At 62.6% G+C, this 26,818-nt stretch carries 20 protein-coding genes and 1 pseudogene; 12 read left to right on the top strand and 9 right to left on the bottom strand.

Features of this window, described 5'->3' with window-relative positions:
• Positions 1–121 (top strand): annotated as a pseudogene (locus ACZRMS_RS23385) (IS3 family transposase); the annotation flags it as partial.
• A 162-nt stretch (positions 122–283) separates the two neighbouring features.
• Here ACZRMS_RS23385 and ACZRMS_RS23380 read toward each other — a convergent pair.
• From ACZRMS_RS23380 to ACZRMS_RS23350, 7 genes are all read right to left on the bottom strand, one after another.
• Positions 284–2,239 carry an avidin/streptavidin family protein gene (locus tag ACZRMS_RS23380; RefSeq protein WP_463997280.1) on the bottom strand — a complete coding sequence of 652 codons (1,956 nt, stop codon included), beginning with the start codon at positions 2,237–2,239 and terminating at the stop codon, positions 284–286.
• 167 nt (positions 2,240–2,406) lie between these two features.
• Positions 2,407–3,747 (bottom strand): MFS transporter, encoded by a 1,341-nt coding sequence (locus tag ACZRMS_RS23375; RefSeq protein ID WP_463997279.1) that lies wholly within the window; start codon positions 3,745–3,747, stop codon positions 2,407–2,409.
• Positions 3,748–3,757: 10 nt separating this feature from the next.
• Entirely contained in the window at positions 3,758–4,582 is an 825-nt protein-coding gene (locus ACZRMS_RS23370) for an aspartate/glutamate racemase family protein (RefSeq protein WP_463997278.1), read from the bottom strand.
• Positions 4,583–4,615: 33 nt separating this feature from the next.
• Entirely contained in the window at positions 4,616–5,506 is an 891-nt protein-coding gene (locus ACZRMS_RS23365) for a hypothetical protein (RefSeq protein WP_463997277.1), read from the bottom strand.
• Between the two features lie 64 nt (positions 5,507–5,570).
• Positions 5,571–7,229 carry a hydantoinase B/oxoprolinase family protein gene (locus tag ACZRMS_RS23360; RefSeq protein ID WP_463997276.1) on the bottom strand — a complete coding sequence of 553 codons (1,659 nt, stop codon included), beginning with the start codon at positions 7,227–7,229 and terminating at the stop codon, positions 5,571–5,573.
• 13 nt (positions 7,230–7,242) lie between these two features.
• Positions 7,243–9,327: a hydantoinase/oxoprolinase family protein gene (locus ACZRMS_RS23355; RefSeq protein WP_463997275.1), complete on the bottom strand. Its 2,085-nt coding sequence runs from the start codon at positions 9,325–9,327 to the stop codon at positions 7,243–7,245.
• A 167-nt stretch (positions 9,328–9,494) separates the two neighbouring features.
• Positions 9,495–12,146 carry a LuxR C-terminal-related transcriptional regulator gene (locus ACZRMS_RS23350; RefSeq protein WP_463997274.1) on the bottom strand — a complete coding sequence of 884 codons (2,652 nt, stop codon included), beginning with the start codon at positions 12,144–12,146 and terminating at the stop codon, positions 9,495–9,497.
• A 605-nt stretch (positions 12,147–12,751) separates the two neighbouring features.
• On the opposite strand from ACZRMS_RS23350, the gene ACZRMS_RS23345 reads away from it, so the two are divergent.
• Complete coding sequence (locus ACZRMS_RS23345) at positions 12,752–14,023, top strand: OmpP1/FadL family transporter (RefSeq protein ID WP_463997273.1); 1,272 nt, start codon at positions 12,752–12,754, stop codon at positions 14,021–14,023.
• 62 nt (positions 14,024–14,085) lie between these two features.
• On the opposite strand, the gene ACZRMS_RS23340 is transcribed toward ACZRMS_RS23345, so the two are convergent.
• Positions 14,086–14,994: a LysR family transcriptional regulator gene (locus ACZRMS_RS23340; protein WP_463997272.1), complete on the bottom strand. Its 909-nt coding sequence runs from the start codon at positions 14,992–14,994 to the stop codon at positions 14,086–14,088.
• Between the two features lie 127 nt (positions 14,995–15,121).
• Between ACZRMS_RS23340 and ACZRMS_RS23335 the strand changes: the two genes are divergently transcribed.
• The 10 genes from ACZRMS_RS23335 (at position 15,122) to ACZRMS_RS23290 (ending at position 25,594) form a co-directional block, all read left to right on the top strand.
• Positions 15,122–15,949, top strand: a complete 828-nt coding sequence (locus ACZRMS_RS23335; protein ID WP_463997271.1) for an HTD2 family dehydratase — start codon at positions 15,122–15,124, stop codon at positions 15,947–15,949.
• Positions 15,950–15,996: 47 nt separating this feature from the next.
• Positions 15,997–17,160 (top strand): acyl-CoA dehydrogenase family protein, encoded by a 1,164-nt coding sequence (locus ACZRMS_RS23330; protein WP_463997270.1) that lies wholly within the window; start codon positions 15,997–15,999, stop codon positions 17,158–17,160.
• 44 nt (positions 17,161–17,204) lie between these two features.
• Positions 17,205–17,597 carry a VOC family protein gene (locus ACZRMS_RS23325; protein WP_463997269.1) on the top strand — a complete coding sequence of 131 codons (393 nt, stop codon included), beginning with the start codon at positions 17,205–17,207 and terminating at the stop codon, positions 17,595–17,597.
• A complete protein-coding gene (locus ACZRMS_RS23320) occupies positions 17,594–18,976 on the top strand; it encodes an MmgE/PrpD family protein (protein ID WP_463997268.1) in 1,383 nt (460 codons plus the stop codon). Before ACZRMS_RS23325 ends, ACZRMS_RS23320 begins: the two co-directional genes overlap by 4 nt.
• Complete coding sequence (locus tag ACZRMS_RS23315; RefSeq protein ID WP_463997267.1) at positions 18,973–20,178, top strand: CaiB/BaiF CoA transferase family protein; 1,206 nt, start codon at positions 18,973–18,975, stop codon at positions 20,176–20,178. Before ACZRMS_RS23320 ends, ACZRMS_RS23315 begins: the two co-directional genes overlap by 4 nt.
• Positions 20,179–20,213: 35 nt before the next feature.
• Positions 20,214–21,041: an HpcH/HpaI aldolase/citrate lyase family protein gene (locus ACZRMS_RS23310; protein WP_463997266.1), complete on the top strand. Its 828-nt coding sequence runs from the start codon at positions 20,214–20,216 to the stop codon at positions 21,039–21,041.
• Between the two features lie 86 nt (positions 21,042–21,127).
• The gene (locus tag ACZRMS_RS23305) at positions 21,128–22,120 is read left to right on the top strand and encodes a TRAP transporter substrate-binding protein (protein ID WP_463997265.1); all 993 of its coding nucleotides are present in this window, start codon (positions 21,128–21,130) and stop codon (positions 22,118–22,120) included.
• A 150-nt stretch (positions 22,121–22,270) separates the two neighbouring features.
• Positions 22,271–22,909 carry a TRAP transporter small permease gene (locus tag ACZRMS_RS23300; protein ID WP_463997264.1) on the top strand — a complete coding sequence of 213 codons (639 nt, stop codon included), beginning with the start codon at positions 22,271–22,273 and terminating at the stop codon, positions 22,907–22,909.
• The gene (gene dctM / locus ACZRMS_RS23295; protein WP_463997263.1) at positions 22,906–24,186 is read left to right on the top strand and encodes a C4-dicarboxylate TRAP transporter large permease protein DctM; all 1,281 of its coding nucleotides are present in this window, start codon (positions 22,906–22,908) and stop codon (positions 24,184–24,186) included. The genes ACZRMS_RS23300 and dctM overlap by 4 nt, the downstream gene beginning before the upstream one ends.
• Before the next feature lie 196 nt (positions 24,187–24,382).
• Positions 24,383–25,594, top strand: coding sequence for a YeeE/YedE family protein (locus tag ACZRMS_RS23290; protein WP_463997262.1), 1,212 nt, complete (start codon positions 24,383–24,385; stop codon positions 25,592–25,594).
• 33 nt (positions 25,595–25,627) lie between these two features.
• Here the strand turns inward: ACZRMS_RS23290 and ACZRMS_RS23285 are convergent, their stop codons facing one another.
• The gene (locus ACZRMS_RS23285) at positions 25,628–26,809 is read right to left on the bottom strand and encodes a CynX/NimT family MFS transporter (RefSeq protein WP_463997261.1); all 1,182 of its coding nucleotides are present in this window, start codon (positions 26,807–26,809) and stop codon (positions 25,628–25,630) included.
• Positions 26,810–26,818: the final 9 nt, after the last annotated feature.

Genomic DNA, 26,818 nt, shown 5'->3' with positions numbered 1-26,818 from the left:
GCGGGATATCAGCCATTTTTTGATGCACCGGTACAACTGGATTCGACCGCACCAATTTAATGGTGGGCTGCCACCGGCTCAGGCCGAGAAAAAACTTAATGCAGTGTCCGGGATTAGTTGACCACTACACTGAGCGATCAGGGCAGTCCATTCAACGCAATTCGATAGAGCAAGAACAAAGGACCTTCGGGTCCTTTTTTCGTTTCTCTGATATCCATCTCGGCCCCCCCGTAGCGGGGGGCTTAAGCCCAGAGTCCTGCCCCCAGCGCCATGCCAAGCGCTGCTAAAAGGCTGTATGGCGCCGTCGGGAAAAAGTCAGGGCCTTGATTCGGGTCTGCAAATAGCTGTGCTCGGCAGTGGTTGGCAAGCCGGTCATGACCAGGATATTCAACTGTTCGTCTGCAAGTTCGAGAGTCCCTGACAGCGACTGCACTTTAGAGCCCGCAAACCCTGCCGTTGAGAGGCTGACTGATTGCAATGACAGCCCGCAGGCCCGGGCCTTGATGTCGGTAAAACCGCATACGTCAACTTCTGCGCCAGCCGATGAAAATCGACCCAGAACACAGCCAAAAGCACCGTGGCGGGCGGCGTGGATACGCAGGCTCAAGCAGCTGCCATCGGTGGCCAGCCAGTCACCGCTCAGGGGGGCTGATATCGCGGGCAACGCTGTGGAGGTGGCAGGCGCTGTCCTGGCTGGCTCCAAGGCAACCCGGCGGTACGTCAACTTGTCAGCGTAGGTTCCTTGGTCAACAAGCCCCGGGAAGTCACTGCTGGCCACCAGCAAGTGCGATAGCACCAACGTGTCTTCGCCCTTCACCCGATGGAGCTGCCCGCACAGCCCTGAAGACCAGTTCCAGCTGGGGTCGGCAGCACCCTCGCCCAGGGAGTGCCATTGGATGGCCAGGGCTAGCGGCAGGCCGTGATCGTGCAGGTCGGTGGGCTGCGTTTGATAGCCGGTTACTGCGTATTTGCCCGTCGACCCCGTAGACGATTGATAGGTGCCTGATATCCGCTGCTCTTCGACCGTGAGCGTCATGACTGAACCATAGTCATTCTGCCAGGTGCCCGCAGCCGACAGTGGCAGGGACGGGGTTTCAAGCCCGGTCACAGGGTTGATGATGAACTTGCCGTGGGCTATCGCTCGCGGTTCCAGGTCGAAGTGTTGCGAAGACGGGCGCGTGATGATCTGCGGCCCGTCCGGTCGATTGAATAGCCAGACGCCAACGGGCGCCAATGAGTACGCGCCAGGGCCGCACTGCACAACGCGGTATTCGTAGACGGTGTAGCAGTGCTCCATCACCAGAGAACCCGCCAGCACCATGTCGGGAATGCCCAGTGGTTCGAACTGAGGCAGTGTCTGGCCTTTGCAGGGGCCCTGGTCGATTAATACGTTGTAGGCGTCGGCCCCGAGCGTGATCTCGCCATCGGCAAAGCCAAGTACCACTGGCGGGCAGTCACCTTGGGCGATGCGCGCCAGGGTTTGGCGCATCAGCCGGTCATCGCCCTTGAACCGGGATGAGCCGGAGTCCAGGGCAAAGGTCAGGTCCTTCGCCAGTATTTCGCCGCCGACGGCAAAGGTCGTCAGCGGCGTGGACCAGATGTACTCGACGCCCGCCATTTTGCCGTAGACCGCCCATGGCAAAAACAGATGAGGACCTTGGGTCTTGCTGGCATCTACGGCTCCCAACTGGCAGCTGCCGCGCCCCGACCCGGCGTCCCAGTCGAAGGCGATGAAGGGCTGGTGCGGATCAACCTTGCCGGCGTTCATCAACTCCTGGAACACGAACGAGCTGCGGCCGTCGATACAGGCACTGCTGCAGGGCAGGCCAATACCGCCGTCCCAGTCCAGCTGGCGAAATTGCGCGCCAGTGTAGTCCGTCGCCAGTAGCAGCTGGGTGGGCAGCGTCGTCTGGTCGAGGGTCATTACGTCCGACCCCGACTCGACCTGCATTGTCCCCCATGGGCCAAAGCTGTAGGGTCGTTGCAGGCAGTCGGTGAAGGCGAAGCTGGCGGACGCCCGGTAGTCGAACCGGCCGGCACTGTAATGCCGGCAACCCTCGGGGGCGCAGAGGCTGGACGTCACCCAGGCAATGTTGGTTCCGGTGTCCAGTGCCAGCTTTAACGGTTGCCCCGGAGTGCCGATTTGAACGGTCGAGTACCACGGTGTGGCGCCGTTGTTCTGGAAGGGTCCGCGGTGCATGGCGAGGGTAATACCCCCCGCCAGAGGTTGATTGCTCATGCTGAATTCCATTTCTGATGATTGTGGAGGCTACCCGTGCGGGTGACGCCTTGAGGCAGTGGATGCGGCAGGCATCCATGCGCCTGGCGCCATTCAAGCGCAGTGAGCGGTGGGGTGATGCCAGCCACTGCAGCTCGCATGCGTCTGAAAGCGCTAAAGGAGTCGTGTCAGTTCAGCGTTTTGCCCTCGGTTTCTGGAATGAACAGTGCCAGCAGCACTGCGGCCAGCATGAAGGCATTGATTAGCGTGGTGGTGATGTTGAATGACGCGCCATAGGCCACCAGCGCACCGATCAAGGACGGTGCCAGGATGTTGGCGATGCGCTGGGCCAGAATCGCCCAGCTGTAGCCGATGGTGCGCAGCGGGGTCGGGTACAGTTCGGCGATCCAGGTTCCCCATACACCCCAGGCGCCGAGACTGAAGAAGGCAAGGGCGAAGTTGCTCAGGTAGAGCATTTCCAGGGTCTGGGCATTGGCAAAGCCGTAGCCGGCGATCACCGAGGCACCGATGAAACCGACGATGATTTTTTTGCGCCCGTAACGATGGGTCAGCCATGACGCGGCCATGTACCCGGGGATCATGCACAGCGCCGACAATGCGATAAAGCCATAGCTTTGTGGCAGGCTAAGGCCGCGCTGTTGCAGCAGGGTTGGCAGCCAGGTTTGCAGGCCCCAATAGCCCCAGGAGAAGGTGAAATTGACCAGAATCTGCAGCACGCTGATTTTCAACAGCGCCGGGGCGAACAACTCCCGTTGCCGGCCCCGGCTGGCCTGATCCACTTGCAATTGGCAGGTGTGCGGCACCTGGACGGCGCCACGGCTCAGGCGGGCGATCACTTCGCGGGCCTGGGGCTGGCGCCCGGCACTGGCCAGCCAGTACGGCGACTCCGGCACCCAGCGCGCGACCACCAGCGCCCACAGGCCACCCAGCGAGCTGACCGCGATAATCGTGCGCCAGCCATAGGGCATCAGCCACACGGTGGCACCGAGTGCCAGCAGCATGCCGATCGGCCAGCCCGATGCCAGGTACACCGTCAGCGCGCCTCGATAGCGCACCGGTAGCAGCTCCTGATAGTGGGCAAAGGTGACCACCATCATGCCCACTGCGGCCACGCCCGACAGCAGCCGCAGTGCGTACAGGCTGGTGTAGTCCGGGGCGAATGCGCTGGCCAGCGATATCACCCCGTAACTGGCCAGGCTCCAGATCACCGCGCCCTTGCGGCCGATTCGTTCGGCCAGCTTGCCCCAGAGCAATGAGCCCAGCAGCATGCCGATAAACATGGCGCCAATCAGATGGCCCACGGCCAGGGCATCCAGGGTGAAGTCCTGGGCGATCAGTGGCGCGGTGTAGACGATGATCATCATCTCCCACGCTTCGATGGCGAATACAAAGAACAACGCGAGGCACGCTTTGAGGTGCTCACGGGTCAAGGGCACATGGTTGAAAATATCGCCCACTTGCCGGGGTGGGCTGGCGTCTGTTTCGGGCATGGGCATGGTTTCGCTCATGGGGGATCTCCTAGGCGTTTACGCGATTGCCGATCGGCACCGGGCCCTGGAACAGGCCAAAGGCCTTGATCTCGGTTTCGGGGGGTGGCTCGCAACTGCCGACGCGGCTTGGGGCCCAGCCGAAGCGTCGCTTCATGCCGGCCAGGGCCTCGGCCATCTTGAAGGCCGCCACGACCGGGTCGATGACAGGCACGCCGACCTCGCGCTGCACCTGCTCAAAAAAGCCGAACTCAATGGTGCAGCCCAGAATGACGGCTTCCGCGCCGTCCTCCTCAACGGCCAGCAAGGCCTGTTCAATGATGCGGCGGCGGGTGAGGGCGTGGTCTTTCTGGAACTCATCGACACCCATGCCCAGTGAGCGCAGCGAAGCGAGCCGGTCTGCGGCACCATAGCCGCCTACCCGCTCGCGCATCTGCTCCATCCACTTGTCGCGCCCGACGATGATCGAGTAGCGGTTGGCCAGTTGCGCCGCGACTTGCAGGCTCGCCTGGCAGGGCGCAACCACCAGGCAGTCGCCGGAGATTTCCCGGGCGTCCTCCAGGGCCGGGTCGTAGAAGCAGCCAATCACCAGGGCATCGATGTTCTGCTGCGCGCAATCGCGCGCGATGCGCACTGTCCGTTCATAGGTCAGTGCCTCATAGGCCCGGTACTCCAGGTGCGTCGGGCTGGGCTTCATATCAAAGGACACGACTTCGACCCGGGTCGCGGGTTGTTTGATGCCGTGCAGTAAATCGGCGATCGGCGCATCGAACGTGGGGTGGCCAATCGGGTTGAGCCAACGTACCGACACCGGTACATCCTGTGGCTGGGCGGGGGGTGTGGTTGCAGTATCCATGGAGGTTTCCTTGAATGGAGTGTGCCGGCAGCGCTAGAAAAACTTCACCAGCGCCATGGTCAGTTCATTGGAACGGCGCAGGTTGGCGCTGTGGTAGTAGTCGAAATTCACGTTGGCGGACAGGTAGAGACCCTGCTGGGAAAAACCGGTGTAGGTCATGGACGGCCCTATCTTTCCCACGCGCGATTCCTCAAAACTGGAGGCCGCACGGTTATTGAGGTGGTAGACGTGGTGCACGCCCAGCCACAGGTCGTCGCGCACCAGGTAGCCCGCCGCAATGTCGGCGAACCAATAGCTGAGGCCACCGCGCAGTTTTTGCGGATCGCCGTTGCCCAGGTCGGTGCTGTTGCGATTGCGCGCGGCGTAGTGCACGCCGACGGGGGTGAAGGTGGCGGCAAACTTGCCCACCTGCAGGTAGTTGGCCACGCTGAAACTGGCGGCGTAACGGTTGGCAAAGGCACCGTGGCCGGCGGTGTCAGTGTTGCCATTGGGGAACTCGACCATCAGCGTCGGGTTGGTCCAGAAGCTGACGTAGCCCGCAGAGGCGTAGGCGCTTTTGGGTTGGACCACGTTGTAGTAGTAGGCAAAACCCAGGTTGGGTGACGCGACACCCCAGGGGCTGGCGTCCTTTGCGCCATTGGTGCTGGTGTAGCCGGGCACCGCTCCGACCCAAAATTGCAACTGGTCACGGGTGGTGCCGGTAAAGCCGGTTTGCGAAAAGTACGCCAGCACGGTATTGCCCCCCGCCCGCAGGTTGCCGTCGGCAGTGCGGTTGAATACGGGGAAGGTTTCCACGGCCCAGCGCCCGGGCAACCCGGGTTGAGCAAAGCCGATGAATTGTTCTGCCCGGGTCGAAGTGCTTACACCCAGGGTCATGGCCAGCGTGAACGCAAAACCGCAGCGAGATAGCGGATGTTGCAACATGACGGTTCCCTCTTATTGTTATTAGGTGAACGCGTGGAGACCGCCGAGCGGCGGCAGGTCGGGGTCAGGGCTGGACGCCATACACGGCACGGGCGGTGTCCGGGTCGAGATAGCCGTTTTTCAGGTCGTCGCGCACCGCGTTGTGCTCGCGGTCGGCGGGCGGGCCGTAGCCACCGCCAGCCCCTGTGCGCACCCGCACCAGATCACCGGCTTGCAGCTCGATGTTGCTGGCCATGGCGTAACGCTCCGGCGCGCAGCCATTGCGCAGGACTTCGACGTAGTTGGGAGTCCCGTCCAGCCCCCGCTGCAGGCCCCAGGGCGGCACCACCGAACGGGTGTAGCCGCAGGTCAGGAAGCTGGCGTCGCAGCGCACGCGGTAGTCGATGCAGATACCGCGACCACCCCGGTACTGGCCATGCCCGCCGGGCTCATCGTTCAATGCCATGCGCTCGACATACAGGCCGTAGCGGGCCTCGCAGACTTCTACCGGGCAGTTGTAGGTTTCGCCATGCAGCCCGGAGTAAACGGCGTTATTGCCATCGCGCCCGGCCTGGGCGCCCCAGCCGCCGATTTCCGGCTCCACCAGGGTGAAGGCCCGACCGGTGTCCGGGTGCCGGCCGCCGATGATGGTGGCGCAGACCGAGGCGAAGTTGCCGGCAGGCAAACGGTCGGGGAACTGCTGGGCCAGGCAGCGCAGGATCAGGTCGTGCACGCGGATCAGGTTCTCGAAATAGAACCCTTCGGCCGCCGGTGAAAGGGCATCGAACAGGGAGCCGGGGCGAGTCAATACCGTGAGCGGGCGGAAGGTCCCGCCGTTGGTGATGCCCCGGGGGGCGGTCAGTGCCTTGAAGGCCATTTGCGCGGCGACCACCGCGCCGTCCCGGCTCAAGTTGGTCGGGCCCAGGCACTGGTCGGGGTTGTCGCACAGGTCGACGGTCAGCGCGCGGTCATGGATCTGTACCGATACCTTGAATACGCTGCCATCGTCCTGGGGCTCCTGCAGTGACAGGCGGGTATTGGGCAGCTCGGCCAGGGCCATGCGCGATACTTTTTCCCCCAGGTCCATGAAGTCCTGCATCGCCAGCAGGAACAGATCAGTGCCGTATTTGGCGGTCAATTCGCGCAGGCGCAAGGCCCCGCCGCGCACCGCCGCCACCCCGGCCCACAGGTCGCCTTCCATGAAGTCCGGCATGCGCGTGTTGGCGCGCAGGATTTGCAATACCGAACGGATCGGCTGGCCGCGGCTGATCAGCTTGACCGGGTACAGGCGCAGGCCTTCCTGGAAAATATCGCTGGCCTGGGTCGACAGCGACCCGGGCACCATGCCGCCGACGTCGTTCCAGTGGGCGATGTTGGCGGTCCAGGCCACGCGCCGTCCCTCGGCGAACACGGGCATCGCCAGCACCACATCGTTGAGGTGGGTCACTGCGCCGCTATGGGGATCGTTGCAGATGAACACGTCGCCGTCTTCGATGTCGCCGGGGCCGGGATGCTGGAGCAGGATCTGTTTGACCGCCTTGTCCAGCACCCCGACAAAGGCCGGGATGCCGGCACCGGAGCTGGCGATCTCGCCGTCGGCGTCGGTGATGCCGGTGCCCATGTCCAGCACCTCATAAATAACCGGGCTCATCGCCGCCTTGCGCATGGCGGCGAACATCTCGTCGGCAATGGCCTGCAGTGAGTTCTGGATGATGTCGCGGGTGAAGATGTCGAGGGTATGCATGGCGCGGCTCCGGTCATCCGTTAATCATGATGTGCAGGTTGCCCAGGGTGTCGACGCAAACCTGGTTGTACGGGTGGACGAGCACAGTGGTGCCGGCGTCTTCGATAACCGCCGGGCCGTCAAAATTCATGCCCGGCTCAAGCAGCGCGTAGTCGTAGATGGCCGCGTCATGCAGACCGTCAGTGGCGTAGTCCACCTGCCGCCGGCCCTTGCTCGCGGCTTCCAGCGTGCGCCCGCTTGTGGGCAGCGCCTTGGGGACCCACTTGTCGATTTGAGCGATGGCTGCCAGATGGAAACCGACGATTTCCAGCGGCGCATCCAGGCGGTAGGTGTAATGCAGTTCGTAGAGGGTGTGAAAGCGCTGTGCGATTTGCACCCAGTCGCGGTCGAGCAGCTCATCGGCGTTCAATGGCACCTCCACCGAATGCTCCTGGTTCTGATAGCGCAGCTTGCAATGCACGTGCAGTTCAACCCGCTCCGGGGGTACGGCTTGGGCCACGAACTGCTCGCGGGCCGAGGTCATCAGCTCGTCGAGGAACGCCTGAGCCCGGGTAATTGCCTGGGGTTGCGAGGTCTCGACGAAGCGGTTGACGAACAGGTCGCGGCGCAGGTCCGAGAGCGTCATGCCCCATGCTGAAAAGACCGCGGCCGCACGCGGCACTATGACCTTCCTGACCCCCAGTTCCTGGGCCAGCGCGACCGCATGCAGGGCACCGCCACCGCCGAAGGCCATCAGGGTCAGCTCGCGCGGGTCATGGCCACGGCTCAGCGACACCAGTTTCAGGGCGTTGACCATATTGTTGTTGGCCAGGCGCACCACCCCCCGTGCGACCTCATGGGGGGGCAGTTGTAAGCGCTCGCTCAGGGCACTGAAACCGCGATCGAGGGCCTTGAGATCGGCAATCACTTCGCCGCCACAGAAGTACTGCGGATTGATCCGGCCCAGGGCCAGGTTGGCATCGGTGGTGGTGATGTCGGTGCCGCCATGGCCATAGGCGGCCGGGCCGGGCAGGGCGCCAGCGGACTGCGGGCCGACATGCAGTTTGTCGAAGGCATCGACCCAGGCGATGGAGCCGCCGCCGTTGCCGATTTCCACCAGGTCCACCACCGGCACCATGATCGGGTAACCGGCATTGACCCGGTCGCGCTCGATCCAGTAGTCGGTCTTGATCGAGACCTGGCCGTTACGGATCAGCGCGCACTTGGCGGTGGTGCCGCCGATGTCCAGGCCCAGCAGGTTCGGTTCGTCGATCAACCGGCCCAGCTCGGCGGCCGCCCAGAAGCCGCTGGCCGGGCCGGACTCGACCATGGTGATGGGGATGTCCCGCGCATGGGCAACGCTGTCGACCCCGCAATTGGATTGCATGATGTACAGCGGCGCCCGGTAGCCGCCGCTGCAGAGGCCGGCCTCCAGTTCATCCAGGTAACGCGCGGCGATCGGTTGCACATACGCCGACAGCACGGTGGTGCTGGAGCGTTCGTACTCCCGCCATTCGCGGGTGATCTGGTGCGAGGCAACCACCGAAACTTGCGGCCACAGGCGCTTGACCTCGGCCAGTACGGCCTGTTCGTGGCAGGGGTTGGCATAGGCGTGGAGCAGGCAGATGGCGATGGCTTGCACGCCATCGGCTTTAAAGTCCGTGATCATCGCGGGCAGTTCGTCCAGCACCAACGGCTCGCGCTCGTGGCCGTCGGTGTGCAGGCGCCCCGGGATCTCCCGGCGCAGATAGCGCGGTACAAAGGGCGCCGGTTTGGCCCACTTCAAGTTGAAGTAGTCGGGGCGGTTGGCCCGGGCGATTTCGAGGATGTCGCGAAAGCCGGCGGTGGTGATCAGCGCGGTCTTGACGCCACGGCGTTCAGTCAGCGCATTGATCACTACCGTTGTGCCGTGGGCAAGAAAGTCGACCTCTGACAGCACCACCCGGGCCTTTTTGATGACATTGAGGATGCCTTGGGCAAAGTTCGGTGGCGTTGTATCCACCTTGGCGCTGCGCAATGTTTGCTGACCGGTGGCCGGGTCGTGTTCGAAATAGACCAGGTCGGTAAAGGTGCCACCCACATCGGTGGCCACGCGCACGGTTTTGCGGGTTGGTTGCACAGTGCATCTCCTGGACATTGTTGTTCTTGCACGGAGCCGGAGATGGCCGCCATCGCGACCATCTTTGCTGATGGTCACGATGCTAGGCAGTACGCGGGATGGGGTGCTACAGGAGGCAAGGGTAGTAAGCAGGGCGATCAAGCATTGCGCCTACCCGGTCGGGTAGGTTATTGCCTCAGATGCCCCTGGCGTAGTGCCGCGCTGGCGGCTGCGGTGCGGTTGTCCACCCCGAGCTTGGCGAACAGGTGCTTGAGGTGGAACTTCACCGTGTTTTCGGAGATATCCAGTGCGAGGGCAATGGACTTGTTGGATTGCCCGCTGGCGAGCAGGCCCAGTACCTGGGTCTCCTTTGCACTCAGCGTTGTCCGTGCGGGTATCGGGTGTGCCCGCCAGCCTCGCAGCCGCTTGATAATCGTGGCGAGCATGGGTGACGGCTGCGGGTAGCCTGACAATGCGGGGAGCAGTACCGGGCCGACTTCCAGCAGCAGGCCCGGCAGGGCATGTTGCATGACCGGGGCCAAGGCCTGCGCGGTGTCCTCGGGTTCAAGCGTCCGAGCCTTGCTGCGAGCGGCCAGGGCCATCAGTTTCAGGCGCCAGGCAGGCAGCAGCAGGCCTTTAGTCTCCATCTCGGCAGCCGCACGTTGCAGGCGTAACAGCGCCGGCCCTGAGGCGCCGCTGTGCAACTGCACCCGGGCCAAGGCCAGCGTGGCGGCTTCCTGGCTGCGCCAGTCCCCTGTACACCTGGCGGTCTTCTCCAGATCTGATTGCAAGAGGGCCTGGCGGGCGGAGGGCAGTTGCCCGCCCTGCACCAGTGCATCTACACGCCAGGCTTGCACCAGGCCGGACAGTCGTGGCCATTGACGGGCCTTTGCCAGGCCCGCCACATGGTCCAGTTCCAGCAATGCGGCCTGCAGCCCGTGGCTGCGCAACCGGGTGCGCCACTCCACCTCAGCCGTTACCGCAACCACATCCAGCCAGCCATCGGCATGGTCCAGCGTCGCCCAGCCGTCTTCGAGCCAGGGCCGGGTCTGCGCCCATTCACCTTGCCAGTACAGAAGCCGGGCCTTGAAGCAGCCCGCCAGTGCCCACAACGAACTCTCCTGGCCAAAGTGGTTGCTGGCGAATGCCAGGGCCTCTTCAAGCAGATGAGCAGCGTCGTCGATGCACCCTGAAAGGGCCAGCGCTTGTGCCTCGTGGATATGGCAATAGTTCTCGCCGCGTGGGCTGGCGATTACCCGCATCTTGACGTGCGCATCCCTGATGGTGCGAAGGCTTAGCGCCATGTCGCCGCGAGTCAGGGCCGCCAGGGCATGCACGCACTCCAGCGTGGCTTGTCCGAGGGTCTGCTCCAGCGGGTATGGGCTGCTGTGCAAGGTCAGGCTTTCGGCATCGAGATGCTCAAAACGGTCCTGATAGGCATTCGCCAAAGTCTGGATGACGTGGAAATCCCTAGTCAGCCGAGCGTCCCCGGCCACCGCACTGCGGGCACGATGCAGCAGTTGGGTCGACAGCAGGTGATCGCCCAGCTTGGCGTGCAGATAGGCCTGGAGCAGCAAGAGATCAGGCTGAGTGTTGCAAGTGGCTGCATCGAACTGGCCCAGCAGGCTTTGGGCGTAGCGAATGCCATGGTGCAGCACGAGCTCCCAGCCACCTGCGCTGACCACCAGGCTCACCCCCAGGGGGATGTCTTGAGCCTTGAGTGCATGGTGGACGGCCTGGCTCCAGTCTTTCTGCTGCGCCAGCCAGTGTGCAGCGGCGCGATGGATGGTGCGGGCCTGCTGGCTGTCGACCCGCAGCCGCAGAAAATCACGCAGAAGGGCGTGATAGCGGAACCATTGGTGCTCGGGGTCCAGCGGGATGAGTAACGTATCGAGGTGGGCAAGTTGCCTCAAGTGCTCGGCACTGTCATGACGGCCACGCACCGCATCTGCCAGATCGGCGTTGAAGCGTTGCAACAGGGAGGTTTGCAGCAGCAGTGACTGGCAGTCCCCGGACAAGCTCGTGAATATGTGTGTGGTGAGGTAATTGGCGACATCGGCCACACCGCCGGAGAAGGCGCTCAAGCCGTAGATCGCCCCATCGTTGCCGGTACGCCACAGCCGTGCCAGTTGAACCGCCACGGCCCAGCCTTCGGTGGCCGCGTGTACCCGCGACAAATCGTTGGCGTCCAGCTCATCGCCGAGGATGCCGCGGGCTTCCTGGAGGGACAGGGTCAAGTCCCGGGCATTGACTTCGTGTACCCGGCCCATGGCTTTCCAGCGTGACAGTGGCCAGTCCGGGCAGGTCCGGCTGGCAATCACCCAGTGCAGCCACGGTGCTGCCTGTTCCAGCAGGTGGCCCAGAATGGCACCCACCTCAGGGCTGGCCGCGAGGTGATAGTCATCCAGTAACAGGGTGATTGAACGGTTCTCCCGGGCAAGTGCCTGCAACAAGTTATGCATTGTCCGTTGCGGCTGTACATCCAGTGTTTGCAAGATGGCCAGGCGTGGCAGGTGCGTCAGTTCAATGCCGGCATGGTCCAGGGCCAGAATCAGGTAGGCCAGGAAGCGGTTCGGTTCGGCATCAGCTTCATCCAGCGACAACCAGGCCACTACCGCCTCGGGTGTTTGCTGCTGCAATACCGCGTGCCACTGCATCAGCAAAGTGGTTTTGCCGTAGCCGGCCGGAGCGGTCAACAGCGTCAGCGGAACCTGTGCGTTGGCCTTCATGGATGTCAGCAAGGCTTCGCGCGGGACTGAGGTCGGCAAGGCCTGAGGGGGTGTGAGCTTGCCCATCCAGTACCAGGCGTTCGATGAATGGGCTCGGGATTTCTGAGTCATGGTGCGGGCCACCAGTGAAGTGGTTTTTTGGTGCTGTTGTAACAACAAATTCGCAGGCACGCTGATTGACTGTGTTACAGCTTTTGCATTCGGCGGGTATCTTGCCGGCCGTGCAGATTCGAGGGCGAATAGCACAAGGCGGTGAAGGGCGAATGACAAAGGAATAGTGAACGTGATAAGTGGCGCAGTGTCATGTTCAGGGGAAGTAAGCAGGGCGGTCATGTTTAAAGTATTAGCGATGCACTGGATATTCCAGGCCCTGACTTATATGCAGGCCAAACTCCACAGGCTTGTGTATTTGCTGAAGTATGTTTTGGCGAAGGCAGAGGGCTGGAGGCGCCGTCTTCAATGCCTTGGGTCAGCCAGCGTTGTGAGTGTTCCGGCAACTTGAAAGTGGGTTTGTTACAGCGAATAAGAATGCATGAAGTGTTTAAAAAGTCAGGTTCAATGGGCCGCGCGGATTACCCGGTATTTGCGATCTGAATAAGATGCTCGTCTTGTAGAATTGTCCTACATGTTTAAGTTTGTTTATAGATAACAGTCTGTGGCGCGATGATAAAAAAATTGGTAGTTTCCGCCCCCGTTGATCACAGGAAACTCTAATAATGAAAAAAGTATTGCCCAAGACCGGCCTTGCGCTTGCCGTTGCACTTTCGTCTTCACCGCTACTGGCCAGCGGTCTTGCTATTAATGAACAAAGCATCAGCGGGATGGGTACCGGTTTCGCAGGCCGATCGTCCTCTGCCGATGACGCCAGCACCGTGTATGGCAACCCTGCCGGCATGGCGCGCCTGAAGCAGGAACAGGTCAGCGGGGGGGCTGCTGTCCTCGTCGCGAAATCCGATATCAGCCACACCCGCAGTACCTTCGGCGGCAAGGAAGACGGCGATATGGTTCCGCTCACTGCGGTGCCCATGGGCTACTACGTCAAACCGATAGATGAGCACTGGGCCTTCGGCGTCGGTTTCTACGTGCCCTACGGTTTGATCACCGACTATGACAGCGGTTTTGCCGGTCGTTATTTCGCCAACAAAAGCCTGATCCGGGTGATGACGTTCCAGCCAACGGTCAGCTACGCCTTTAACGACAAGGTGTCTATCGGCTTTGGCCCGACCATCAACCGCATCGACGGCGAATTGACTTCGCAGGTGCCAAACGCGCTCACCCCTGGCAGCAACGACGGCAAGGTGAAGATCAAGGGCGATGACACTGCCTTCGGTTTCAATGCCGGCATTCTGGTGCAGGCCACTGACCGGACGCGTGTGGGCCTGACGTACCACTCCAGGGTCAGCTATCACCTCAAGGGCGACACCAAGGTCACCGGCGGCACGTTCGGCCTGCTGGGCCTGAGCGGGCAGAGCTACGATGCCAGGCTGGATCTGGACACCCCGGAGTCGGTGGACTTCTCGGTCACTCATCAGCTCAATGATGACTGGACCCTGTACATGGGCAGTACCTGGACACGCTGGAGCCGCCTGAAGGACATCACCGTCGAGAACAGCGGTGTCAGCCCGCGCCTGGGGGGCTCGCTGAATACCATCACCGAAGAACAGAACTGGCATGACACCTGGGCCCACGCCATCGGTGCCGCGTATCAGCTGAACGCCAAGTGGGTACTGCGCACAGGTCTGTCGGTCGACCAGTCGCCGACCAACAACACCAACCGCTCACCCCGCATTCCAACCGGGGACCGCACGGCCATCAGCTTTGGTGCCGGCTGGACGCCGGTCAGTAATATCACGGTCGATCTGGCCTACTCCTACCTGTGGGAAGAGAGCGTCAAGATAAACGACAGCTCAGCCACCAAGGGGGCTTACAGCTCCAGCTTCAGGAACAGCGCCAGCGGTTTTGGTTCGTCGATTACCTACCGTTTCTGATCCGTTACCTGCAGCGACTCCGATCCGGGCTGCTGCGCTTCGGGGCAGCCGTACCGGCGTGTTCAAGTCTGTGGCTCTGCGCTCTTGTGATGTGCCAGCAGGTTGTTGATCAGGGCCCGGGTCACCGTGGGCAGCGCTTGCAGGTCACGCACCAGCACACTTCGCTCACGGACCCGCCAGGGTTCGTCCAGCTCGATTACCGCCAACCCCATGGTGCGTTGATGACGCCGGGCTGAAGACTCCGGCAGTACGGCCAGGCCCACTCCCGCTTCGACCATCCGGCACATGGCCTCGAAACTGTAGACCTTGATCCGCATGTTCAGGCTCATGCCGTGCAGGGCGACCTGTTCATTCAAAAAACGCAGCAGGGTGGTGCCTTCGTGCAAACCGATATGGGGGTAGGCCAGGGTCTCGGCCAGTTTGACCGCTTTGCGCCCGGCCAGCGGGTGGTCGAGGGGCGTGACCAGTACCAGCTGGTCGGTACTGAAGTGGATGACCTGCAAGCTGTCGGCCTCGACCGGGCCGGCGATGATGCCCATGTCCGTTGAGCCATCCATGACGCCACGCACAATGTCGCGGCTCAGTCGCTCCTGCAGGTCCACCGTCACCCCCGGTCGTTCGGCGAGAAAACCGGCAAGGATTTCAGGCAGGAACTCGGTGGCCGCCGTGGTGTTGGCAAAGATCCTGATATGCCCGCTGGCCTCGGCGCCATACTCGGTGAACTCGCTTTTCATATAGTCCACCTGGCGCATGATGACCCGCGCATGGTGCAGAAACAGCTGGCCCGCAGGGGTCAGTTCTACGCCCCGGCTATCACGGTACAACAGGCGACTGGCGAGGTTTTCTTCCAGGCTCTTGATCCGGGCACTGGCCGCAGCCGGCGAAATGAACGCCTTGCGCGCACCCTGGGTCATGCTGGGGGACTCGGCGATATGAATGAACAGACGCAGGTCGACTAAATCCAGGTGCATGGCTGATGTCCGTTAGATGTGCCCGGCGTTAAGCAAAACCGAACGCCCCCTTACCGAAACGCAGATTCACAGATCGCCCCGCTTTTGGCAATCATGGCCAAAATAACAAGCCACGGGGACATCACCGATGAGCGATAACACACCGGCCGCCTGGATCGGTCGTACCGAAGAGATCCATGAACATCTGAGCCTTGACCATGTAACCCGTATTGCCGCCACCCTGGGGGAGAGTGCGCCACAGGCCGGTGAGCCCTTGCCGGCGCTGTGGCAGTGGTGTTTTTTCCAGCCGGCGGTGGAGGAAAGCGGCCTGGGAGGCGATGGTCATCCGGCCCGTGGGGGTTTCCTGCCGCCTGCCGACAACCGCAACCGCATGTGGGCGGGTGGCCGTATCGAGTTTCATACCGCGCTCAAGGTGGGCGCCCGGGCGACGCGGGTTTCCACCATCACCGATGTTCAGCAAAAGCAGGGCAAGACCGGCTCGTTGCTGTTCGTCACTGTGCAGCATGACTACCTGCAGGCCGGGCAACTGGCGATCCGCGAAGAGCAGGACATCGTCTATCGCGAGCCGACGCCGCCCAGGCTGGCGGGCGGCGCGCCGTTACCCGAGGGCGCCTGGCGGGAGTCCGTCACGCCCACCCCCACTTTGTTGTTCCGCTATTCGGCAGTGACCTTCAACGGCCACCGCATCCACTACGACTGGCCTTACGCAACCGGGACCGAGGGCTACCCGGGGCTGGTGGTCCATGGGCCGCTGATGGCCACGCTCAGTCTGCGCGCGTTTTGCCGCGCCAACCCCCGGGCGCGGCTACGGCGTTTTGCTTACCGCGGCGTGCGCCCGTTGATTGCGCCGCATCCCTTCGAGGTGGGCGGCCGTGTCGCAGTGGCGGGCAAGGCCGAGCTGTGGGCCGGTAATGCAGAAGGTGTCGCCCAGCAGGCCGAAGTGACATTCGACTGACGGGCCCCCGGTGGCATTGAGCACGATACCGACAACAAGGATCTGAAATGAATCCGTATCTGAACGAAGACTACAACGCCATTCGCGAAGGCGTGCGCGCCCTGTGCGCCGAGTTCCCTGCGCAATACTGGCGCAAGATCGACGAAGAAAAGGGCTTCCCTGAAGCCTTTGTCGCGGCCATGACCGAAGCCGGCTGGCTGTCGGCGATGATCCCTGAAGCGTACGGCGGCTCCGGCCTCGGGCTGGCCGAAGCGTCGGTGATTCTGGAAGAGGTGAACCACTGCGGCGGCAACTCCGGTACCGTGCATGGCCAGATGTACAACATGTTTACGTTGCTGCGCCACGGCAGTGAGGAGCAGAAGCGCTACTACCTGCCCAGACTGGCCAGCGGCGAGTTGCGCCTGCAGTCCATGGGCGTGACCGAGCCGACCACCGGCACCGACACCACCAGGATCAAGACCACCGCCGTGCGCCAGGGCGACAGTTACGTGATCAACGGCCAGAAGGTCTGGATCTCGCGGGTTCAGCACTCGGACCTGATGATCCTGCTGGCCCGCACCACGCCGCTGGCGCAGGTGGAGAAAAAAGTCGACGGCATGTCGATCTTCCTGGTCGATCTGCGCGAGGCCATCGGCAACGGCATGACCGTGCAGCCGATTGCCAACATGGTCAATCACGAGACCAACGAGCTGTTCTTCGACAACCTGCACATCCCGGCCAGCAGCCTTATCGGCGAAGAGGGCAAGGGCTTTCGCTACATTCTCGACGGGCTCAATGCCGAGCGTACGCTGATCGCTGCCGAGTGCATCGGTGACGGTCGCTGGTTCAATGAAAAGTCCGCGCAGTACGCCCGTGAACGGGTGGTGTTCGGGCGCCCGATCGGGCAGAACCAGGGTGTGCAGTTCCCGATCGCCGAAGCCCACATCGAGCTGGAGGCCGCCGACCTGATGCGCTGGCGCGCCTGCGAGGAATACGACAGCGGGCGCAGCGCCGGCGCGGCGGCCAATATGGCCAAGTACCTGGCGGCCAAAGCCAGCTGGGAGGCGGCCAACGCCTGCCTGCAGACCCACGGCGGCTTCGGCTTTGCCACTGAATACGACGTGGAACGCAAGTTCCGCGAGACCCGTCTGTACCAGGTGGCGCCCATTTCCACCAACCTGATCCTGTCCTACGTGGCCGAGCATCTGCTCGAGTTGCCGCGTTCTTTCTAAGCATTGATCCGGATTCAAGTCCGGCACCCAAACGGAGATTGAGCATGCAGATCAGTCATCTCGACCACCTGGTTCTCACGGTGCGTGACATCCCCCAAAGTCTTGATTTCTACAGCCGTGTACTGGGCATGAAGACGCTGGTGTTCGGTCAGGGGCGCCACGCCCTTGCGTTCGGCCAGCAAAAAATCAACCTGCACCAGGTTGGAGCCGAATTCGAGCCCAAAGCAACGCATCCGCTGCCGGGTTCGGCGGATTTGTGCTTTATCGTCAATACCCCGCTGGCAACCGTGATCGAGCTACTGCACGCCCAGGGCGTGGACATTCTCGAAGGCCCGGTCATGCGCACGGGAGCCCAAGGGCCGATCCGCTCGATTTACCTGCATGACCCGGACCTCAATCTGATCGAGCTTTCCAACGCAATGGAGAACGCTGCATGAGTCAGCACACTCAAGCGCTCACGGCTTTTCTGGCCAGCCTGCATTACGAGCAGTTGCCCGAAGCCGTTGTCAGCCGTACCGAAGAGCTGTTTCTTGACTGGCTGGGCTCGGCCCTGGCCAGCCAGGGTTCGCATCCGATCCCGTTGTTCGAGCGTTATGCGGCGAAGATGGGCCCGGCCAGCGGGCCGGCCGGCATCCTGGTCAACGGCACGTCCAGCTCGGCGTATTTCGCTGCGTTGGTCAATGGTGCCAGCTCGCATCTGGTGGAGCAGGACGACCTGCACAACAGCTCCGTGCTGCACCCGGCGACGGTGGTGTTCCCGGCCGTGCTGGCTGCCGCCCAGGACCTGGGCAAAACCGGCCGCGAACTGATCGTTGCCGCCGTTGCCGGGTACGAAGCCGGTATTCGCATCGGCGAGTTCCTTGGCCGCTCGCACTACCGCATTTTCCACACCACCGCCACGGTGGGCACCCTGGCGGCGGCGGTCGGGGTCGGCAAACTGATGGACTTCAACCAGGAGCAGTTCACCAATGTGCTCGGCAGCGCGGGCACCCAGGCCGCCGGCCTGTGGGAGTTTCTGCGGGATGCGGCCGATTCCAAGCAGTTGCATACCGCCAAGGCCGCCGCCGATGGTCTGCTGGCCGCCTACCTGACCGCCGAAGGGTTGAGCGGCGCGAAAAACATTCTGGAAGGCGAGCAGGGCATGGCCGCCGGCATGTCCAGCGACGCTACTGCGGCCTGCCTGTCCGACCGCCTGGGCAGTCGCTGGGCGCTGACTGAAACCTCGTTCAAGTTTCACGCTTCGTGCCGCCACACGCACCCGGCGGCGGACGCTTTGCTGGAATTGATGCAGCGCGGGCAACTGCGGGCCCAGGACATTGCAAGCGTCACCACACGGGTCCATCAGGGCGCCATCGACGTGTTGGGGCGCGTGCAGGTGCCGCAGACCGTCCACCAGGCCAAGTTCTCCATGGGCACCGTACTGGGCCTGATCGCCGTTTACGGCAAGGCCGGCTTGCCCGAGTTCCACCAGCATGCGCTGACCGATCCGCGCATCGCCGATTTTTGCTCAAAGGTGCGCATGGTGCTGGACGAGGAAGTCGACGGCGCGTATCCGCAGCGCTGGCTGGGGCGCGTGGAGGTGAGCACGGTGCAGGGCCGCACCTTGCACGGGCGCATCGATGAGCCCAAGGGCGACCCGGGCAATACCCTGAGCCGCACCGAGCTGGAAGACAAGTTTCGTCGCCTGCTGGCCTTCTCGGGTGCGCGCAATGACGAACAGGCCACTGGCCTCATCGAGCGGGTCTGGCAACTGCGCCACCTTGACGACCTTGGTGTCCTGACCCGCCTCCCGGCCTCTGTGGAGAACGCATCATGACCGACACCATCGCCAAACCCCGCCCGCTGGACGGCATTACCGTTGTCAGCCTGGAGCACGCCATTGCTGCGCCGTTTTGCACCCGCCAGCTGGCCGACCTGGGCGCGCGGGTGATCAAGATCGAACGCCCCGGCTCCGGTGACTTCGCCCGTGACTATGATGAGCGGGTCAATGGTCTGGCCTCGCACTTTGTGTGGACCAACCGTTCCAAGGAAAGCCTGACCCTGAACGTCAAGCAGCCGCCCGCGGGGGAGGTGCTCCACAAGCTGCTGGCCACGGCCGACGTGTTGGTGCAGAACCTTGCACCGGGCGCGGCAGAGCGCATGGGGCTGTCTTTTGCGGCGCTGCATGAGCGCTTCCCGCGGTTGATCGTCTGCGATATTTCCGGCTACGGAGAGGGAGGGCCCTATGAGCAGAAAAAGGCTTACGACCTGCTGATCCAGAGCGAAGGCGGGTTTCTGTCCGTCACCGGCGGGCCGGGGGAACACGACATGGCCAAAGCCGGTTGTTCCATTGCCGATATCGCGGCGGGCATGTATGCCTACACCGGCGTGCTGTCGGCACTGTTGCTGCGCGACAAGACCGGTGAGGGCAGCCGCATCGATGTATCGATGCTGGAAAGCCTGGTGGAGTGGATGACCTACCCGTTGTATTACGCTTACGACGGTGCTGCGCCGCCTCCCAGAGCCGGTGCCGCACACGCCACTATCTATCCCTATGGCCCGTTCCCGGCAGGTGACGGCGGCACGGTGATGCTCGGCCTGCAGAACGAACGTGAATGGCAGCAGTTCTGCAACAAGGTGTTGCTACAGCCGGGGCTGGCGCAAGACATACGCTTTAATGCAAACGCGCGGCGTTCGCAGAACCGTGCCGAGTTGCGGGCCATCATCGTTGATGCCTTTGCGCAGATGAGCGCCGATGAGGTCATCGCGCGGCTCGACGCGGCGTCGATTGCCAACGCCCATGTCAACGACATGGCAGGGGTTTGGGCGCATCCGCAACTTCAGGCCCGCGATCGCTGGCGCGAGGTGGACAGCCCCGCGGGCAAGCTGCCGGCGCTGCTGCCTCCGGGTCGCAACAACGCTTTTGAACCGCGTATGGATGCGGTGCCGCATTTGGGGGAACACACCGACAGCCTGCTGACCGAACTGGGTTATGGGGCGGATGTCATCCAGCGTCTTCACCAACAGGGAGCGGTGTGAGGCTTTTGCCTCGCCTGCCGGCACGGAGCATTTTCATGGATCAAACCATTATTCGTTCAGCGCTGTTTGTCCCGGCTACCCGGCCCGAGCGGATTGCCAAGGCACTGGGCAGCGGTGCCGATGCGGTCATTGTCGACCTTGAGGACGCCGTCGCAGAAAACCTCAAGGTGCAGGCGCGGGCCAATCTGGACGCCTTCCTGGATGCCAACCCCCAGGCGCGGGTGCTGGTACGTATCAATGCACCGGATCACCCACAGCAGGCGGCTGATCTGGCGTTATGCGGTCGTCAGCCGGGGGTGGTGGCCGTGTTGCTGCCCAAGGCCCAAAGCGCCGCTCAGGTCGGGCTGGCTTCGGCGTGCGGCAAGCCCGTCTGGCCGATCATCGAAAGCGCCAGAGGCCTGCTGGAGTTGCCGGCCATTGCCCAGGCGGCCGGGGTCGGGCGTCTGACGTTCGGCGCACTTGATCTGGGGCTGGATCTGGGGCTGGCCAGCGGCACTGACGCTTCGCAACGGATTCTCGACCAGGCGCGCTACGCGATTCTCCTGCATAGCACGCTGGCACATTTGGCGCCGCCGCTGGACAGCGTATTCCCGGACATCAAGAACATGGAAGGCATGACCCGCATGGCTGCCGATGCCAGGGATATGGGGTTTGGCGGCCTGTTGTGTATCCACCCCGGTCAGGTTGCACTGATTCACGACACCTTCATGCCCGGTCATGAAGAGCTCGACCGGGCCCGGCGGGTTCTGGCGGCGGTCGCCAGCGGGGACGGGGTGTTCGTGGTCGACGGGCAAATGGTCGATGCGCCAGTGATCGAACATGCCCGACGAGTTTTGCGACGAGCCGGTTCGCCGTATGCCTGAGTCGTGAGGCGCGGGGCATTTGCATCAAGCGAAGTGAAGGCAACACCAGGCACTACCAAACTTATAACAACAAGAGGTATGTACCCATGTTCAAGCACACCCTAAAGGCGTTGGTCTGCGCATTCCCGTTATTCGCAGGTTTTGCGAGCGCTGCCGATCCCATCAGTATCAAGTTCGCCCACGTCGTCGCCGAGCACACGCCCAAGGGGCAGGGCGCACTGCTGTTCAAAAAGCTCGCTGAAGAGCGTCTGCCCGGGCAGGTCAAGGTCGAGGTCTATCCGAACTCCTCGTTGTTCGGTGACGGCAAGGAAATGGAAGCGCTGCTGCTGGGGGACGTGCAACTGCTGGCGCCGTCGCTGGCCAAGTTCGAGCACTATTCCAGGCCGATCCAGATCTTTGACTTGCCGTTCCTGTTCAACGACATCAATGCGCTCGACCGCTTCCAGCAGAGCCCGCAAGGTCAGGCCCTGCTCAAATCCATGGAGGGCAAGGGCCTGACCGGCCTGGGTTATTGGCACAACGGCATGAAGCAGTTGTCTGCCAACAAGGCGTTGTACGAGCCCAAGGATGCCCGTGGCCTGAAGTTCCGGGTGCAGGCGTCCGCGGTTCTGGATGAGCAGTTCAAGGCCCTTCGCGCCGCGCCGCGCAAGATGAGCTTTGCGGAGGTCTACCAGGGTTTGCAGACCGGCGTGGTCAATGGCACCGAGAACACCTGGTCGAACTACGAGAGCCAGAACGTGTATGAGGTGCAGAAGTTCTTCACCGAGTCCGATCATGGCGCCATCGATTACATGGTGATCACCAACACCAAGTTCTGGAACGGTCTGCCCGCTGACGTGCGCAGCACCCTGGATGCGGTCATGGCCGAGGTCACGGTCGAGGTGAACAAGCAGGCCGAGGCGTTGAACGCGGCTTCCCGGCAGCGGATCGTCGACGCGGGCACCAGCGAAATCATCATCCTTACCCCTGAGCAGCGCGAGATGTGGCGTGAGGCCATGCGCCCGGTGTGGAAGAAGTTCGAGGGTGATATAGGCGTCGATCTGATCAAGGCCGCCGAGCAAGCCAACCAAAGCAGCTAAGCGCGGCCAGGACCGATGACAGTCGTGGGCGGTCCCGTGGGGATCGCCAGCGGCAACGTCTGCAGCGCGAAAGCCGGTGGCTCGCATGCCGCCCGGGCTTCATCGGTCCCATTGCTCGCTTCTCGACCGCTCTTTCTAGGGAGATAACCCATGCACGCTGTCGTTCGTGTCTGGAATCACGCGGAAGAAGTGCTGGTGGCGTTCCTGCTTGCAGGCATGACCCTGGTCACTTTCATGTACGTGGTGTTCAACAACCTTTATGGCGTTTTCTACTCACTGGGGGATTCGCTGCCCTTCGCCAACGAGGCCATGCTCGGCGTCGGCGACTCGATTCTGTACGTCGCCCAGGAAATGACCTGGAGCGTGGCGCTGACCAAGGCCATGTTCGGCTGGCTGATCTTTGTGGGCCTGGCCTGGGGCGTGCGCATTGGCGCACACATTGGCGTCGACCTGCTGGTGCGCCAGTTCAACCCCGCCAACCAGAGGCGCATCGCCTTGCTCGCAGTCGCCATCTGCCTGGGCTACTGCGCCCTGATGGCGTACTCCAGCGAACAGTGGGTCGCCACGCTGTACCGGGTCGGTACCGGTGCAGAAGACCTGGATCGTTTCGGCATTCGTCAGTGGCATATCGTGATGATCGTGCCCATCGGCTTTGCCCTGATGTTCGTGCGTTTCCTGCAAATATTTGTCCGCATCCTGCAGGGCAAACAGCAAGGCCTGGGCCTGCACAGTGAAGTGGATGACGCCGTGAAACTGGCCGAAAACGACAAGTCGGAGCACATCAAATGACGATCGCTTTCCTGTTTGTCGCCCTGTTCGTGCTGATGTTTATCGGCATTCCCGTGGCCATTTCCCTGGGGTTGTCCGGGGCCATGACCATCCTGTTCTTCAGCAACGACTCGGTGCGTTCGCTGGCCATCAAGCTGTTTGAAACCAGCGAGCACTACACGCTGCTGGCCATTCCGTTCTTTCTGCTGTCCGGCGCATTCATGACCAGCGGCGGCGTGGCCCGGCGCCTGATCGACTTTGCCAACGCCTGCGTGGGGCACATCAAGGGTGGCCTGGCCATCGCTGCGATCCTTGCCTGCATGCTGTTCGCGGCATTGAGCGGCTCGTCGCCGGCCACGGTGGCGGCGGTCGGCTCTATCGTCATCGCCGGCATGGTGCGCTCCGGCTACAAGCAGGACTTCGCCGCCGGTATCGTCTGCAACGCAGGCACCCTGGGCATCCTGATTCCGCCGTCGATCGTCATGGTGGTTTACGCCACCGCGACCGAAACTTCGGTGGGCAAGCTGTTCATGGCCGGTGTGGTACCGGGCCTGCTGCTGGGCGTCGTGTTGATGATCACCATCTACATCATGGCCAGGGTCAAAAACATGCCTGCGCTGCCGCGGGCCTCGTTCAAGGAAATCCTGACCGCAGGGCGCAAGGCCGGTTGGGGGCTGATGCTGATCGTGATCATTCTGGGCGGCATCTACTCGGGCATGTTCACCCCGACCGAAGCTGCTGCCGTGGCTGCGGTCTATGCCGCGTTCGTGGCCATCTTCATCTACAAGGACATGACTGTTCGCGAATGCCCGAAGGTGATTATCGAGGCGGGAAAACTGAGCGTGGTGCTGATGTTCATCATCGCCAACGCCATGCTTTTCGCCCATGTGCTGACCACCGAGCAGATCCCGCAGTCGATCACGGCCTGGGTGGTTGAACAGGGCTTTACCCCGGTCGAGTTCCTGCTGGTGGTCAACATTGTGCTGCTGGTGGCAGGCACCTTTATGGAGCCGTCCGCGATCATCCTGATCCTCGCGCCGATTCTGTTCCCGATCGCCATGCAACTGGGCATCGACCCGATCCACCTGGGCATCATCATGGTGGTGAACATGGAAATCGGGCTGATCACACCACCCACCGGCCTCAACCTGTTTGTCACCTCGGCAGTTACGGGCATGCCGCTGACCCGCGTGGTGCGGGCGGTATCGCCGTGGCTGCTGGTGATGCTGGCCTTCCTGGTACTGGTGACCTATGTGCCTTTCGTTTCCCTGGCACTGCCGAACTTTCTGGGGATGTAGAGACACTGTTCGCGGCCAGCCCGAAAGGGTTCGCCCCCCCCACAGGTTTGATGCGTGGCATAAAACCTGTGGGGGCTGGCTTGCCAGCGATTCAGGCGGCGAGATGTTTCAGGTACATCCTCGCTCGGGGTGTGTATCCCAAGGGTATACTCGGCGTCCTCTCTATCAACCGAAACCACACGTACCGAGATACCTCATGAGCAGCTCTCTTACCCTGACACCTGCGCGCAAGCCGCTCGCGCCGCTGGTGGCTTTCGTCATTTTGTTGTTTGGCGCCGTGTTCCTGCAGAACAGCGTCGGCTCGCGCCAGGTGCTGTTGCTGATGGTCGGCGCGGCCCTGGGCTTGACCCTTTATCACGCCGCCTTTGGTTTCACTTCGGCCTGGCGGGTGTTTATCAATGATCGCCGTGGCGCAGGCCTGCGTGCGCAAATGGTGATGCTGGCCGTGGCGGCGGTGCTGTTTTTCCCCGCGCTGGGGGCGGGCACCCTGTTCGGTCAGCCGGTGGTCGGGCTGGTGGCACCCATCGGGATTTCGGTGGTGTTCGGTGCCTTCATTTTCGGCATCGGCATGCAGCTGGGCGGCGGGTGTGCGTCCGGAACCCTGTTCACTGTCGGTGGCGGTAATGCGCGCATGCTGGTGACCCTGTTCTTCTTTATTTGCGGTTCGTTGATCGCCACCCACCACGTGGACTGGTGGTTTGCGCTGCCTTCATTCCCGGCGACGTCCATCGTCAAAAGCTTTGGCGTAATGCCGGCATTGCTCGTGAGCCTGGCCGCGTTCGCGGTTATTGCACTGGTGACCGTGCGCCTGGAAAAGGCCCGTCACGGTGCGCTTGAAGAGGGTGTAACCAGTGAGCACCGGGGCCTGCGCCGCTTTTTGCGTGGGCCGTGGCCACTGGTATGGGGGGCGATTGCCCTGGCCTTGCTCAACTACGCCACGCTGGCGCTGGCCGGGCGGCCGTGGGGCATCACTTCGGCGTTCGCGCTGTGGGGCGCCAAGGCGGCGAGCGGGTTGGGGGTCGATGTTGCCAGCTGGGGCTTCTGGCAGATGCCGGGCAATGCCAAGGCGCTGGCCGCACCGGTGTGGGAAGACATCACCAGTGTCATGGACATCGGCATCATCCTCGGTGCGCTTCTGGCCGCAGGCCTGGCCGGGCGCTTTGCCCCCAGCCTGAAAATCCCGGCCCGTTCGCTGGTAGCGGCGGTGATCGGTGGTCTGCTGCTCGGATACGGCTCGCGCCTGGCCTACGGCTGCAACATTGGCGCGTACTTCAGCGGCATCGCCTCGGGCAGCCTGCATGGCTGGGTGTGGCTGGTGGCTGCGTTCATCGGCAATAGCGTGGGCGTGCGCCTGCGACCGATGTTCTTCGAGGGCGAGCGCCTGAAACCGGTATTGAGCGGCTGCTGAAATTGAAGGGGGCCTTGTACCGTCCCGGCCCCCTTACGCAGATACCGCCCGGCTATTACTGGCAGGGCTGAAAATGCGGGTTAACACCAGCATCGACATAACAACCACAGCCAGCACCCACCAGGCACTGACAAAGCTGCCCGTCAGCTCGCGAAGCCAGCCCGTCATCCAGGGCGATACAGCATTGATCAGGAATCCTGCCCCTTGCACGAAGCCCGCAAGCAGCCCTGCTTCGTGGGGCTTGCGGCAGTGGTCGAGCACCAGGATCAGGCTCAGGGCAAAGCAGGCGCCCAGCCCGAAACCGATCAGCGCGACCCAAAGGTGTGGCGACTGCAGTGGCCACATCACCAGACCGATAAAACCAAGCGCCTGTGCGCCAAGGCTGATGGTCAATAGCGGGCGTCTGTCGATGCTGCGATGGGCCAGGGCGGGCATGACAAGGGCGGCGATAACCTGAAATACGGTCATGAACGCCAGCAGTGAACCACTGCTTGTCGCGTTCCAGTCCATTTCCAGGTAGTAAGCGGGCAACCACGCAATCATGCTCATGTAGCCACAGTTAACGAGGCCGAAGTACAGCGCCAGCAGCCATGCCCGGCGGTTGTGCCACGGGCGCATTGCAGGTCCGTCCACACGGCGGGCAGCCTCGCCAAAAGGCAGCAACCACCACATCGTGAGCGCCACAAGAGCGGGTACCAGCCAGATCCCCAGCCCGCTCTGCCAATGATTGAAGTGCCCGGCCACCAGCGGGCTGACGAGTGCCGCCAGGCCGCCACCCGCCATGAGCGATGCCGAGTACACGCCCAGGGCCGGTGCCACGCGATGCTGGAACTGACGTTTGATAAGTGCCGGAACCAGGGCCTGAATCAGTGCAACACCAGCCCCGCCGAGCAAGGCTGTGGCCAGCAGGCCCCCGGTTTGCTGAGCATACAGGCGCCACAGGCATGCTCCCGCGATCAGCAACAAGCCCAGGGCCACCCCGTGGCGTTCCCCCAGACGCGTTTGCAGGTGAACCCCGAACAAGGCCACCAGGCCCATGCAAATCACGGGCAGGCTGGTCAGCCAGGCGCTGACTTGAAAGCTCATGCCGGTGTCGGCGCGAATCTCCAGCAAGAGCGGGCTGATGGAGCTGAGAATCGGGCGCAGATTCAGGCCAAGGACAATCAACAAGGCCCAATTGGCCAAGGCTCGTGCAGGGAATTTATCCGGGCTCATGCCGAGCCT

The organism is Pseudomonas sp. B424, from assembly GCF_055408345.1.
This window is presented reverse-complemented; position numbering and strand designations above follow the sequence as displayed.

Coding starts and splice junctions, on each gene's coding strand:
- ACZRMS_RS23380 (WP_463997280.1), bottom strand. CDS start 2,239: ATGAGCAATCAACCTCTGGCGGGGGGTATTACCCTCGCCATGCACCGC.
- ACZRMS_RS23375 (WP_463997279.1), bottom strand. CDS start 3,747: ATGAGCGAAACCATGCCCATGCCCGAAACAGACGCCAGCCCACCCCGG.
- ACZRMS_RS23370 (WP_463997278.1), bottom strand. CDS start 4,582: ATGGATACTGCAACCACACCCCCCGCCCAGCCACAGGATGTACCGGTG.
- ACZRMS_RS23365 (WP_463997277.1), bottom strand. CDS start 5,506: ATGTTGCAACATCCGCTATCTCGCTGCGGTTTTGCGTTCACGCTGGCC.
- ACZRMS_RS23360 (WP_463997276.1), bottom strand. CDS start 7,229: ATGCATACCCTCGACATCTTCACCCGCGACATCATCCAGAACTCACTG.
- ACZRMS_RS23350 (WP_463997274.1), bottom strand. CDS start 12,146: ATGACTCAGAAATCCCGAGCCCATTCATCGAACGCCTGGTACTGGATG.
- ACZRMS_RS23345 (WP_463997273.1), top strand. CDS start 12,752: ATGAAAAAAGTATTGCCCAAGACCGGCCTTGCGCTTGCCGTTGCACTT.
- ACZRMS_RS23340 (WP_463997272.1), bottom strand. CDS start 14,994: ATGCACCTGGATTTAGTCGACCTGCGTCTGTTCATTCATATCGCCGAG.
- ACZRMS_RS23335 (WP_463997271.1), top strand. CDS start 15,122: ATGAGCGATAACACACCGGCCGCCTGGATCGGTCGTACCGAAGAGATC.
- ACZRMS_RS23330 (WP_463997270.1), top strand. CDS start 15,997: ATGAATCCGTATCTGAACGAAGACTACAACGCCATTCGCGAAGGCGTG.
- ACZRMS_RS23325 (WP_463997269.1), top strand. CDS start 17,205: ATGCAGATCAGTCATCTCGACCACCTGGTTCTCACGGTGCGTGACATC.
- ACZRMS_RS23320 (WP_463997268.1), top strand. CDS start 17,594: ATGAGTCAGCACACTCAAGCGCTCACGGCTTTTCTGGCCAGCCTGCAT.
- ACZRMS_RS23315 (WP_463997267.1), top strand. CDS start 18,973: ATGACCGACACCATCGCCAAACCCCGCCCGCTGGACGGCATTACCGTT.
- ACZRMS_RS23310 (WP_463997266.1), top strand. CDS start 20,214: ATGGATCAAACCATTATTCGTTCAGCGCTGTTTGTCCCGGCTACCCGG.
- ACZRMS_RS23305 (WP_463997265.1), top strand. CDS start 21,128: ATGTTCAAGCACACCCTAAAGGCGTTGGTCTGCGCATTCCCGTTATTC.
- ACZRMS_RS23300 (WP_463997264.1), top strand. CDS start 22,271: ATGCACGCTGTCGTTCGTGTCTGGAATCACGCGGAAGAAGTGCTGGTG.
- dctM (WP_463997263.1), top strand. CDS start 22,906: ATGACGATCGCTTTCCTGTTTGTCGCCCTGTTCGTGCTGATGTTTATC.
- ACZRMS_RS23290 (WP_463997262.1), top strand. CDS start 24,383: ATGAGCAGCTCTCTTACCCTGACACCTGCGCGCAAGCCGCTCGCGCCG.
- ACZRMS_RS23285 (WP_463997261.1), bottom strand. CDS start 26,809: ATGAGCCCGGATAAATTCCCTGCACGAGCCTTGGCCAATTGGGCCTTG.